Source organism: Variovorax sp. 01N429, from assembly GCF_056399425.1.
Window position 1 is genome coordinate 287,170 of record NZ_JBFTRG010000005.1, and the last position, 12,240, is coordinate 299,409.

General features: G+C 64.3%; 12 protein-coding genes. 2 read left to right on the top strand and 10 right to left on the bottom strand.

What is annotated here, in order from left to right; genetic code table 11:
• Positions 1-7: 7 nt before the first annotated feature.
• Together AC1DSF_RS11845 and AC1DSF_RS11850 are read right to left on the bottom strand one after the other, a co-directional pair.
• Positions 8-1,378 (bottom strand): solute carrier family 23 protein, encoded by a 1,371-nt coding sequence (locus AC1DSF_RS11845; protein ID WP_478127629.1) that lies wholly within the window; start codon positions 1,376-1,378, stop codon positions 8-10.
• Between the two features lie 56 nt (positions 1,379-1,434).
• Positions 1,435-1,863 (bottom strand): hotdog fold thioesterase, encoded by a 429-nt coding sequence (locus AC1DSF_RS11850; RefSeq protein ID WP_478127630.1) that lies wholly within the window; start codon positions 1,861-1,863, stop codon positions 1,435-1,437.
• A gap of 105 nt (positions 1,864-1,968) precedes the next feature.
• Here AC1DSF_RS11850 and AC1DSF_RS11855 point away from each other — a divergent pair, with 105 nt between their 5' ends.
• Together AC1DSF_RS11855 and AC1DSF_RS11860 are read left to right on the top strand one after the other, a co-directional pair.
• Positions 1,969-3,279, top strand: a complete 1,311-nt coding sequence (locus tag AC1DSF_RS11855; protein ID WP_478182872.1) for an AsmA family protein — start codon at positions 1,969-1,971, stop codon at positions 3,277-3,279.
• Between the two features lie 104 nt (positions 3,280-3,383).
• Complete coding sequence (locus AC1DSF_RS11860) at positions 3,384-3,776, top strand: hypothetical protein (protein WP_478127632.1); 393 nt, start codon at positions 3,384-3,386, stop codon at positions 3,774-3,776.
• Positions 3,777-3,813: 37 nt separating this feature from the next.
• Here AC1DSF_RS11860 and AC1DSF_RS11865 read toward each other — a convergent pair whose 3' ends face one another.
• The 8 genes from AC1DSF_RS11865 to AC1DSF_RS11900 all read right to left on the bottom strand — a co-directional run bounded on the left by AC1DSF_RS11865 (position 3,814) and on the right by AC1DSF_RS11900 (position 12,189).
• Positions 3,814-5,505, bottom strand: a complete 1,692-nt coding sequence (locus AC1DSF_RS11865; RefSeq protein WP_478182873.1) for a methyl-accepting chemotaxis protein — start codon at positions 5,503-5,505, stop codon at positions 3,814-3,816.
• 86 nt (positions 5,506-5,591) lie between these two features.
• Positions 5,592-6,314: an OmpW/AlkL family protein gene (locus AC1DSF_RS11870; protein WP_478128504.1), complete on the bottom strand. Its 723-nt coding sequence runs from the start codon at positions 6,312-6,314 to the stop codon at positions 5,592-5,594.
• A gap of 214 nt (positions 6,315-6,528) precedes the next feature.
• Entirely contained in the window at positions 6,529-6,948 is a 420-nt protein-coding gene (locus AC1DSF_RS11875; protein ID WP_478182874.1) for a surface-adhesin E family protein, read from the bottom strand.
• 71 nt (positions 6,949-7,019) lie between these two features.
• On the bottom strand, positions 7,020-8,825 hold the full coding sequence (locus AC1DSF_RS11880; RefSeq protein WP_478182907.1) for a feruloyl-CoA synthase: 1,806 nt from the start codon (positions 8,823-8,825) through the stop codon (positions 7,020-7,022).
• A 56-nt stretch (positions 8,826-8,881) separates the two neighbouring features.
• On the bottom strand, positions 8,882-9,583 hold the full coding sequence (locus AC1DSF_RS11885) for an ABC transporter ATP-binding protein (RefSeq protein ID WP_478128495.1): 702 nt from the start codon (positions 9,581-9,583) through the stop codon (positions 8,882-8,884).
• A gap of 1 nt (position 9,584) precedes the next feature.
• On the bottom strand, positions 9,585-10,337 hold the full coding sequence (locus AC1DSF_RS11890) for an ABC transporter ATP-binding protein (RefSeq protein ID WP_478182875.1): 753 nt from the start codon (positions 10,335-10,337) through the stop codon (positions 9,585-9,587).
• Between the two features lie 14 nt (positions 10,338-10,351).
• Positions 10,352-11,314, bottom strand: coding sequence for a branched-chain amino acid ABC transporter permease (locus AC1DSF_RS11895; RefSeq protein ID WP_478182876.1), 963 nt, complete (start codon positions 11,312-11,314; stop codon positions 10,352-10,354).
• A 2-nt stretch (positions 11,315-11,316) separates the two neighbouring features.
• The gene (locus AC1DSF_RS11900) at positions 11,317-12,189 is read right to left on the bottom strand and encodes a branched-chain amino acid ABC transporter permease (protein WP_478128492.1); all 873 of its coding nucleotides are present in this window, start codon (positions 12,187-12,189) and stop codon (positions 11,317-11,319) included.
• Positions 12,190-12,240 lie beyond the last annotated feature (51 nt).

Sequence of the window (12,240 nt, forward strand, 5' to 3'; positions counted from 1 at the left end):
TCTCTTCTCAGTCGCGGGTTCGCGCCAGCAGTGCATAGAGCAGGATCGCACCGAAGGTCGCGGTGCCGATGCCGCCGAGCGCGAACTGGCCGAACTTGAGCGTGAAGTCGCCTGTGCCGAGGACCAGCGTGATTGCGGCCACGATCAAGTTCTTGTTCTGCGAGAAGTCGACCCGGTTGTCGACCCAGATCTTCGCGCCCGACACGGCAATGAGGCCGAACACTACGATGCTCACGCCGCCCATGACCGAAAGCGGGATCGCCTGCACCAGCGCACCGAATTTCGGGCTGAAGCCCAGCACTAGCGCGATCAGCGCTGCCACGACGAAGATGGCGGTCGAGTAGATCTTGGTTGCAGCCATCACGCCGATGTTCTCGGCGTAGGTCGTCACGCCGGTGCCGCCGACAGCGCCGCTCACCATGGTCGCGATGCCGTCGCCGATGAACGCGCGCCCGAGGTATGGGTTGAGATCGCGTCCGGTCATCGCGCCGACTGCCTTCAGATGGCCGAGGTTCTCGGCCACGAGGATGACCGCCACCGGCGCGATCAGCAGTATCGCGTTGACCTGGAACACCGGCGACGAGAAGGTCGGCATGCCGAACCATGGCGCCGCTGCCAGCGGACCGAGGTCGATGGGTTTGCCCAGGCCCAAGCCATTCGTCAGCACCGCATAGATCACGCTCGCGGCAATCAAGCCCATGAGGATCAACAGCCGCTGGATCATGCCGCGCGTGTAGACCGCGATCAGGCCCACGCAGAGGAAGGTCAACGCCTGCATCCAGGTGTCGAAGCCGGTGGGCGCCATGTTCTTGATCGGCACGCTCGCCAGATTGAGCCCGATCACGGCGACCACTGCGCCGGTGACCACCGGCGGCATCATCCGCTCGATCCAATGCACCGCGACGTCCTGCTCGACTTCCTCCACCTCGATGCCTTCGAGGCCGCGCACGGGAGCGCGGCGGGTGCGCCGCTCATTGGTGAATGCAACCAGGATGCCGATCAGCACATAGACCAGGCCGCAGACGATGATGCCGCCGAGTGCGACGCCCAAGTTGGTGTTGGGCCCTGATCCCGAATAGCCGCTGGCGGCGATCACCACCCCGATGAAGGCGAAGCTCGATCCAAGATAGCTCGGCACTCGTCCGCGGGTGATGAAGAAGAACAACAGCGTCCCGATGCCGCTCATCAGAATTGCGATGTTGGGGTTGAAGCCCATCAGGATTGGCGCCAGCACGGTCGAGCCGAACATTGCAATCACATGCTGAACGCCCATTGCGGTGGTCTGCGGCCATGCCAGCCGCTCGTCGGGCGCGACGATGCTGCCCGCGGAAGCCGAGACTTTGCGCCACCGGGGAAGGTAGGAATCCGTATCGCTCATGGTTTTCGCTCCTCGTTGTTGTTGTCAAAATCTTGTGGAACCGGAAGCAGGGTGCGTCAGCCACCGCGCGGCGCCAGCACCGCCATCGTGATGCGGGAGACGCAGGTCAGTTCGCCGTCTTCGTTGGTCAAGTCGATCTGCCACACCTGCGTCGTGCGGCCGCGATGCACCGGGCGCGCCGTGCCGGTCACCCAGCCGCTGGAGGCCGACTTGAGATGGTTCGCATTGATGTCCAGTCCCACTGCGCGGTGGCCCTCGGGCGCCGAATAATGGGCGCCGCACGATCCGAGCGTTTCAGCCAGCACTACCGACACACCGCCGTGCAGGATGCCGTAGGGCTGTACGGTGCGTTTGTCCACCGGCACGCGCGCACGGATGAAATCGTCCCCGACTTCCATGAATTCGATGCCGAGGTTGGCGACAGTCGTGTCCACGTGGCTTCGGGTCAGTTCTTCGATCGAGATATCTTTTTTCCAGATGCGCATTGAACATGTCTCCAGTTGAGTTGGCCAAAACTATAGCGATTACCGCTGAAAACGACGCGCTCACGGCTGACAGCGCCGACCACCCGGACCGGCGAAGCTCGCATCATGACGCAGGCTCGCCGTTGGATGGCTTTTTCCGTTGCCTTGGCGGTACTGCTGCTTCTCGGGGCGGCCCTGTGGATCCGCCAACTCCTGCCGAGCGACGAAGCCTTCGCCGCTGAAGTTGCATCGCGCTTCGAGAAAGCCTCTGGGATCAGCTTGCGGGTCGGATCAGCCCACTGGGCATTGCGGCCGTCGCCGGTGATCGTGCTGGAGGATGTCGCCACGGTCCAGGCACGGCCGATCACCGTCCGGCGACTTGTTGTGCGGCCGAGGCTGTCTTCGCTCTGGCATCGACAGGTGTCCATCGCGCTGATCGAGATCGACGGGGCGACGCTGCCCAGGGCGTCGGTGCGCGATTTCCGCGGGCGATGGAAAGGCGAGAACGGCCCGATCGTTCTGGCGGGCGCATGGAAGCTCGCCGACGTCCCCGTCGAACGCGTGCGCATGCGCGATGTGACATGGATCGACCGCCGCGACATTGCGCTTACCTACGATCTCGACCTTCGCTTCGATCAGAACTGGCGGCCGCGCTCAGGCGAGATCCAGAGGTCGGGCATCACGCCGCCCGCCCGCCTGCGCATCGAGCGTGAAGGCAAAGAGGACCGCTGGCGCACATTGATCGACGTGGCAGACGGCACGTGGAACGGCACCAGCGAACTTCAAATCGATGACAAAGGTCGCCTGCGGCTTATGGCGCAACTGACGCCAAAGAATGTGGATGTGCGTTTGCTGGTCCGTAGTTTCGGCCGCCATGGTGTTGTCGACGGCCGCATTCAGGGGCAGACCGACATCGATTCGGAAGGCGACGACGTGGGCGAACTTTTCAGGCGATTGCATACGCGCACGCGATTCACGGTGGCGCCCGCCACTCTCATGGGCTTCGATCTGACGAAGGCCGTGACCGGCAATTCCGCGCGCGGCGGCCAGACGCCCCTCGACTCGCTAAGCGGCACACTGGACACGCAGAATTCGGACGACGGCGTGATCCTCCACTACATCGGATTGAAGGCACGCTCCGGTGTCCTCAAAGCCAGCGGCAGCGCGACCGTGGTCAATCGCCGGCTGGACGGGGAAGCAGCGATCGACGTCGTCGACGGAGTGCTTGGCGTGCCCCTCAAGCTCGGTGGCACGCTCGACGCGCCTGTCGTTTCGCTGACCGGCGCGGCGCTCACAGGTGCCGCGGTCGGGACCGCGGTGCTGCCCGGCGTGGGCACTGCGATCGGTGCTCGCATCGGCCAGCAGATGGACAAGCTCCTGGGCGACGAAGAAGCCAGGAAGCGCAGCCCTGGCGCGCCCGCGCCGAAGCCCAGGTGATCGCGTCGTTCAATTTTCTTTACGCTGGCTAGACAATCCCGGAGCAGCTTGATGCCAAGCTCGCCGCTTTCGCTAGATCACGCAGCCCTACGAGGTGTCCAGCCATGCACGTCAGCTATTCGGTCTTCACGGAAGCAAGGTTCTGGGTGATGGTGGCTGTCTCCGTGGTGCTGCCGTTCTGCATCTATGCGGTCCTGATTGCCAAGCAGGCCATCTCGCGAATGACTGTGCTCGTGCTCGGGTTCTCGCTGGTCGCCATCGCCGGGGTGGACGTGTACTTGCTCCAGCGACTGGCCACGACAGCGGCTGCGACGCCGTCACTCGCTGACGACGTGCTCTTCATCTCGGAACTCCGCGTTGCGCTTTACCTGCTTCCAGCGTTGTTCGCCGGCCTCGGCATCAACGTGATCTCGCACGTGTTGACAACGCATTTGACCGCGGCCGAAAAGCGCTTTCGCGAGGAGCAGTCCGATCCTGGGTCCGGCCCGGAGGTCTAGAGACCCGGGACGCTTGACCCCTGTCGCTTTCAAGCGTTCAGAAAGATTCCCAATCACCGCCCGATGCGAGCGCGACGGGAGTGGACGCCTGGGGCGCCGGCTTCGCAGCCGACTTGGCCTTGCCGCTTGCGGAAGGTGCAGGCGCGGTTCGCGCGGGCGGCGTCTGTTGCGCTTTCCGCCCATCAGCGAGACGGAACACACTCACGACGTGCGAGAGACTGCCGGCCTGCTCCTGCAGCGATTGCGCTGCTGCCGATGCTTCTTCGACCAGCGCCGCGTTCTGCTGCGTGACCTGGTCCATCTGCGTGATAGCCTGGTTGATCTGCTCGATGCCCGAGGTCTGCTCCTGGCTCGCGGCAGTGATCTCGCCCATGATGTCCGTCACGCGCTTGACGCTGTCGACGATCTCTTCCATGGTCTTGCCGGCTTCGGCCACCTGCTTGCTGCCTTCCTCGACTTTTTCTACCGAGTCGCCGATGAGCGTCTTGATTTCCTTGGCTGCGGCGGCTGAGCGTTGGGCCAGGCTGCGCACTTCGGAGGCCACGACGGCAAAGCCGCGGCCTTGCTCGCCAGCGCGGGCGGCTTCGACTGCTGCATTCAAGGCAAGGATGTTGGTCTGGAAGGCGATGCCGTCGATGACGCCAATGATGTCGACGATCTTGCGCGACGATGCATTGATGGAGCCCATCGTGTCGACCACCTGGTTCACGACACTGCCGCCCTTGACCGCCACTTCGGAAGCGGACACCGCAAGCTGATTGGCTTGGCGCGCGTTGTCGGCGTTCTGCTTGACGGTCGAGGTGAGCTCTTCCATCGAAGCGGCGGTCTGCTCCAGCGAGCTCGCCTGCTCTTCGGTGCGCGAGGACAAGTCCTGGTTGCCCGTGGCGATCTGTGTGCTGGCTGTGGAGACGTTCACCACCACGTCCTGAACTTGATGCAGTGATGTGTGCAGCGCCGAGCGCATCGCATCGATGGCGCGCAGCAGCCGTCCGGTCTCGTCGTTGGCATAGCTGCTTTGCGCTGTGTCCGTCAGGTCCATCGCGGCAATGGCCTGCGCCATTGTCTCGGCCTTTCGCAGCGGACGCGTGATGCTGCGTGCGAGAAGCCAGGCCAGCAAGCTGCCCAGCGCGAGAGACATCGCCGTGCAGACGGTCAGCAGCGTGCTCGTCTGCGCGCGGAGGTTCTGGCCGCGCTGCGCCGCCGCATCCAACTCTGCGCGTTGCATGTCCACCATGCGCTGCACGCCCGCGAGATAGTTGACCGAGGTTGGCTCGAAGCGCGAGGTGAACACCTTGTCGGCGCCTTCGAGATCGCCAGCCAGCTTGAGCTTGCTGACCTCTTCGCGCGCGGCGAGATAGGCTTTGCGCAGCTCGCCGACTTTCTCGAAGAGCTCGCGCTCTTCGGGCTTGTTCATCTGGCCTTCGATGAATTTCTGCAGCTCGTTGGTTTCCTTGATCGAAGCCGCGGTCGCCGGCGCGAAATAGGCGATCAAGCTCGAATCGCTGCTCTTGGCAATGGCGGCCGCCCGCTGCACGCCCGAGGTCGTGTGGCGCAGCCAGTCGGAACCGGCGCGCTCGGTCTTGACGCTGTCATTGACCATGCCGTCAATCTCCACGCCAAGTTCACGCAGCTTCAGTACGGCAAAGACGCTGCTTGCGAGAAAGAGGGCGAGGATGGCACCCAGCACAAAGGCCAGGCGCCTGCCAATGGAGATATTGCTCAAGAACATGATCGTGATTCCAGAAGATGCGAAGGAGTGCGCCAACGCATATCGGCTGGAAACCGAAGAACTTGAGGGGACCGGCGCTGCGGTGCTTAGAACTTGTACGTCAGCGCGAGGTACGGAACGATCGGATTGAGCTTCAGGCTCGATTCGCTCGTTGCAACGGGCACACCGAGCGCCGTCGTCGTCAGATTGGCCTTGGTGCGCAGCGGAATGTAGGACACCGAGAAGGACACGCCCCAATGCGCATCGAACTGATAGGCGGCGCCCACGTTGAACACCGGCGCAAACTTGCTGTCGATCTTGGCCGTGGTCGACGACGCGGCTGCCGGGATGCCGATGCGATTGGCCAGGGCGCCCTGGAGCCCGGGCGTAAGGCTCACGTCGCTGTACCAGACGTAAGTGGCGCCGAGGCCGACGTACGGTCGAAACTTGGCTTCGCCTTCGTTGAAGTAGTACTTGGCGAGCAGGGTGGGGCTCCACTGCCGCGCTTCGCCGAGTTCGCCGATTGGGCCCAGCGTGCCGACGCCATCGAGCTTGAATTTCGGCGGGATGCCAAGCACGCCTTCGACGGCCCAGTGGCTATCGACGAAGTAGGTGGCGTTGAGGCCCAGCGTGTCTGAATTGCTCACGCTGGCGCCGGAGCCGGGTACGACGGTGTGGACCGGCGAGGTGAAGGTCAGCGGCTCGCTGGAGTCCTGGGGGGAGAGATGGAACCAGCCGGCGCCGACTTGCCAGTCGCCAGCCTTTTGCGCAAGGGCACTGCCCGATCCAAGCGCGGCAACAGCCGCCAGCGCAAACAGTTTTGTCTTCATCATGAGAGAGAAAGAAGAGTTCAGTGGTTTTGGGGTCGATAGGATACGGTGCCTCGTGAGCACGCGCACACTTCCCATCCCCTGTCCTCAACTTTTCAGCGGCGCGGCCGATAAAGAGGCTGGTTCTCCAGGGATCTTCTGCAAAGAGGGATCGTTCGGCCCGCCTCGTGCGGGCCGTTTTTTTTCGGCCACTTGTTTTGCGGCTTACCGCCGGCTAGCCTGCCGTGACCTGGCAGGCTGCCCGGATGATGCGATTCGTCGGGTTGGGGTCGGCATCGCGGAACAGCATCGGAGGCGGGCTGTTCCCGTAGTTGATCGTCTTGCCGGCCGGGCCTTGCCAAAGCGGCGCCGCATAGAACGTGGCGGAGATGTAGTTGGCCTTGCGGGCGCGGCAGTCGAACAGCACGCTCGACTCGTACGAACGGTAAGGCGTCTTTTCCCAGTTGAAGCGTTGCTCCTTGCGGCTGACGCGCACGGTCATGGTCCGCAGATTGCCTTCGGCTTTCGTGGCGACGGGATTCACCTGCACGGTGTCGACCGACGCGTCAACCGGATTGCCGGTCACGGTGAACCATTGGTTCTCTGCCTGGGCGCCGCAACCTACGAGGCTGAGCAACAAAAGCCACCTTCTCAATTCCAATCCTCATGCTGGCAATCGCGCGGATTCTAGCCAGCCGCCTTGCGTTGCACTGACGAATCGCGCCCTCAGTTCACGCGCACGACGTGAGGATCGGGCGCCTCACCGTGCAGGCGATCGACTTCCGCGGCGCGCCGGGAAAGCACGGCACGCTGATTGATGTAGCCCTTGTCGGTGATCTCTCCGGCGTCGATGTCCGGCGGTGCGTCGAGCACCAGCGCGCGGACTGGGCATTGGGACGAGCCGGCGCCTGCCTCTTGCAACTCGCGCATCACCCGGTGCAGCGCGGCGTGCAAGTCCTCGCGTGGTCGCGCCGCAGCCTGTGGACTGGCAAACACCAGCATGCCGACCTCGGCGCGGTCATGGCCGGTGATCACGATGTCCTGCGCCAAGGGGGCGAGGCGCGAGATCAGGTCGACGCGCAGCGTGCCGACCGACACCCAGGTCCCGCTGGACAACTTGAAGTCCTCCGCCACGCGCCCGTGGAACATCACGCCGCGCTCGGGCCGTTGCGCATCCGCGAGGTAACCGGCGTCGCCGATGCGGTAGTAGCCCTCTTCGTCAAAGGCTTCGGCGCTTTCGCGTGGTGCGTTGCGGTAGCCGGGGAACACCGATACGCCTTTGACGCGCATCTCCAGCTTGTCTCCGTTGGGCACGAACTTCAACTCGAGCCCGGGCAGCGGCGCACCGATGCATCCGGCGCCGTCCAGCTGCCAGTGCGCCGAGGTGATGGCGGGTGAAGTCTCGGTCGCGCCCCATGATGTCGTGAGCCACAGCGGACGCGAAGGCCGCGCGCGCTGCGCCACCGCTTCGAGCCGTTTCCATGTCGATGGCGCCAGCCCGGCGGCCGCGTAGAACGCCAGCCTCAGTCGTGACAGTACTTCGGCCGCCAGCGCCTCGTCGGCTTCCAGGAATGGCAGCAGCATGTCGAAGCCGCGCGGCACGTTGAAGAGCAGCGTCGGCCGAACCTCGCGCAGATTGCGCAGCGTCTTCTCGATCAACCCCGGCGCAGGCCGCCCCTCGTCGATATAGAGCGTGCCGCCGTGGCACAGCACCATGTTCAGGTTGTGGTTCGCGCCGAAGGTGTGGCTCCAGGGCAGCCAGTCGACGAGCACCGGCTTTTCCTTTTCGAGGAAACGCCAGGTCTGCGCCATCATCTGCTGGTTGGCGCACAGCATCCGGTGCGTGTTGATCACGATCTTGGGCCGGCCCGTTGAGCCGGAGGTCAGCAGGTACTTGGCGTGGTCGTCCGGCACGATGGCCTCGAAAGCCTGCATGACGGCGGGCGTCTCGACGGTCTGCATCAGGCGCTCGAAGGCTTGCGCGCCCGAGTGCGTGTCGGCGTGGCGGCTGAACACCGTGACCGCATCGACCCCGCAGCCAGCCAACGCCGGGCCGTACACCTTCGCATCGGACGCGTAGATCAGCGCGGGATCCAGCGCACGCAGAATGCCGTGCAGCCGCGTCGGGTCCTTGGCCATGCGCGAATAGGCGCTGGACAGGGAACATGCGGTGCGGCCGATGTGCATCGTGGCAAGCATCAGCACCGCGTGATCGATGGCGTTGTCCGACAGGATCACCACAGGCCGGCCCTTCGGCACGCCCAGATGCAGCAGGCCTTGCGCGACGGCGCCGACGGCACGGCGCAAGCCGCGGTAGTCGAGAGTGCGCCAGCCTTCGCCGCTGTCATCGCGTTCCGCCAGGGCAAGCGCATCCGGCGTCTCGCGCGCCCAGCGCTCGAGCCATTCGCCGATGCACCGTGCGTAAGGCTTGAGCGCGACGGGCGAGCGCAGCGCGAAAGAGCCGTCGTCGAAATCGATGCGCACCGTGCGCGGTGGCGCGAGCTGGGTTTCGTCGTTGAAGAAATCGCGCATCGTCATTGTCTTGTCTCCCGAACTCGCCTCTGCGGCGGAGTACTTCGCGACGGCGCCTACACGCCAAGCAATTCCTCGAGCACCGCCGGCGAAACCAGCAGCTCGGCCGACGCGCCATGCCGCACGATGCGGCCCTTTTCCATCACGACGGCCCGCTCGGTGTGCGACAGAACCTTGCGCCAATCGCGGTCGACGATCAGTGTCGCGATACCGGTGGCGCGGATGTCGCTGATCACGCGCCAGATCTCGGTCACGATCAGCGGCGCGAGGCCCTCGGTTGCTTCGTCAAGGATCATCAGGCGCGGATTCGTCATCAGCGCGCGGCCAATCGAAAGCATCTGCTGTTCGCCGCCGGACAACTGCTGGCCACCGTGCGAGAGCCGCTCCGTCAGCCGCGGGAAGGTCGCCATCACACGGTCGAAGGTCCAGTCGCGCCTGCCGTCGATGCCGGGGCGCGCGCTCATCACGAGGTTTTCACGCACGGAAAGATTGGGGAAGATGCCGCGGCCTTCGGGCACGTAGCCGATGCCGCGGCGCGCCATTTTTTCCGGCGGCCATGCCGTGACTTCCTGCCCGTCGAGACGCACGTGTCCCGAGGCCGGACGCACATAGCCCATCAGTGAGCGGATGAGCGTGGTCTTGCCCATGCCGTTGCGGCCGAGCAGCCCGACTGAAGTGGCGGCAGGAATTTCGACATCGACGCCGCGCAGGATGTGGCTGTCGCCGTAATAGGTATTGAGGCCTTCGACTTGAAGCATCTCAGTGGTCCTCGCCGAGGTAGGCTGTGCGCACGTCCGGGTTCTGCCGGATCGATGCGGGGTCGCCCGTCGCAATGACGGTCCCGTTGACCATCACCGTGATTCGATCCGCGATGCGGAAGACGGCATCCATATCGTGCTCGACGAGAAGGATCGCATGCGAAGTCTTGAGCTTGGTCAGCAGACCCAGCATGCGCTCGGTTTCTTCGGCGCCCATGCCCGCGAGCGGCTCGTCAAGCAGCAGCACGCGCGGTTTGGTGGCCAGGCACATCGCGACTTCGAGTTGCCGCTTGGCACCGTGGCTCAACGTGCCGGCGATGCGTTCGGCGACGGCATCGAGGCCGGCGGCGGACAGCGACTCGCGCGCGGCCGCGTTGCTGTCGGCGCACTGCCGCGACGACTGCCAGATCGCCCATGGCCGCGGCGTTGCGGCTTGCGCGGCGAGGCGGCAGTTCTCCAGGACCGTGAACTCCGGAAAAATCGTGGTGCGCTGATAGCTTCTGCCCACGCCCGCAAGCGCGCGGCGGAATTGCGCGCGTCCCGTGATGTCCTCGCCGTCGAGCGAAATGCGGCCATCCGATGCGCTGATCTCACCCGAGAGCATGTTGATCAGCGTGGACTTGCCGGCGCCATTGGTGCCGATCACTGCATGCACTTCGCCTCGGCGCAAGTCGAGCGTCACGGCGTTGACGGCCACCAGTCCGCCGAAGCGGCGAGTCAGTGTTTCGACTGCGAGCAAGGTGCTCGTGCTCATGCGGGCCTCCGCGCTCATGGCGCACCTCTTGGCGAAGGTGCCGGCGAGAGCCGCGACGCGATGCCGATGATGCCCTTGGGCAGCAGCGCGACGAAGGCGATGATGGCAAGGCCCAGCGTCAACTGCCAGTGATCCGCGAGCGGGCCAACCAGCGCTTGCGTCGACAACAGTTCCTTCAGCAGGGTGAAAGCGATCGCGCCGATCACCGCGCCGCGCAGATGGCCGAGACCGCCCAGGATGATCATCAGCAGCACCTCGCCCGAGTTGTGCCAAGCCAGCAGTTCAGGGTTGACGACGCCGTCGCGCGCGGCCACCAGGAAGCCTGCCAAGCCCGCCAGCGCACCCGCGATGACAAAGGCCGCGAGCTTGTAGCCATACACCGGAAAACCCGCGGCGCGCATGCGCTGCTCGTTGACGCGAATACCGGCCAACGCTGCACCGAAGCGCGAACGCCGGACCAGCGCGAGAAAGCCGTAGGTGCCGATGAGCGCCGCCAGCACGACATAGAACTGGACGCGGCCGTTGTCCATGTCGAGCGCGCCGAGGGCAGGGCGGATGTACATGTAAATGCCGTCGCTGCCGCCTCCAAAGGCCGTGTCGTGAAACACGAAGAAGGCCATCTGTGCGAAGGCCAGCGTCACCATGATGAAGTACACGCCGCGCGTGCGCAGGCTCAGTGCACCGACGACGAGTGCGTAGGCGGCGGCGGAGCCCATCGCGAGTGGGAGCAGGAAGGCAATAGAGCCGCCGTCCTTCCCCGAGCCGAGCACCGTCGCGTAAGCGCCAATGCCGTAGAACGCCGCGTGGCCAAGGCTCACGAGTCCGGTCATGCCCACCAGCAGTTCGAGGCTCAGGGCGAAGATCGAAAGGATCATCACTTTCACGATGAAGTCCGAGACATAGGGGCTCAGGCTGGGGCCGAGCAAGGCCAATGCGATGGCGCAGGCAAGCGGCAGAAAGAAGGAAGCGCGTTGCATGCTCAGAGCCTTTTCCCCATGAGTCCTTCGGGGCGCCAGATGAGCACCATCGCCATCAGCACATACACACCCATGCCGCTCAGCTCGGCGAAGAACACCTTGCCGAAGGTGTCGACGAAGCCCACCAGCAGTGAGGCGACCAGTGCGCCGGTGATCGAGCCGATGCCGCCGATCACCACCACCACGAAGCAGATGATCAACACGCTCGCGCCCATGCCTGGATAGACGGACGACATGGGTGCAGCGATCATGCCGGCCAGTGCAGCCAAGGCGACGCCGGCTGCGAACACGATCCGGTAGAGCCTGCGGATGTCAATGCCGAGCCCGCGCACCATGTCGCGGTTGCTCGCGCCGGCACGGATCATCATTCCCAGCCGCGTGCGGTTGACCACAAAGTACAGGCCGACCGCCAGCAACACGCACGCTGCGGAAGCAAAGAGCCGATACCAGGGATAGCTCATGAGATCGCCCAGGGCAAAGCTTCCGTCCAGCCATGGTGGCGCCTTCACGCCATGGACGTCGTTGCCCACCAGCAGCGAGCGCAGCTCCTCGAAGACGAGGATCAGGCCGTAGGTCATCAGCACCTGCTGCAGGTGATCGCGCTGGTACAGGTAGCTGAAGAAGGCCCACTCCAGCGCGTAGCCGAACACCGCGGCGAGCACCACGCCCGCCACGAGCATCACGATGAACTGGTCACCAAAGAGCGGCGACAGCGCGAACGCCATGTAGGCGCCAAGCATGTAGAAGCTTCCGTGGGCGAGATTGATCACGCCCATGATGCCGAAGATCAGCGTCAAGCCGGAAGCAACGAGGAACAGCAACAACCCGTACTGCACGGAGTTCAAGCACTGAACAAGAAAGGTACCGAAGTCCACGTCGCAGTTCTAGGTTAAGTACGTTGAGGGTCAGCGCCCATCCGGGAGACG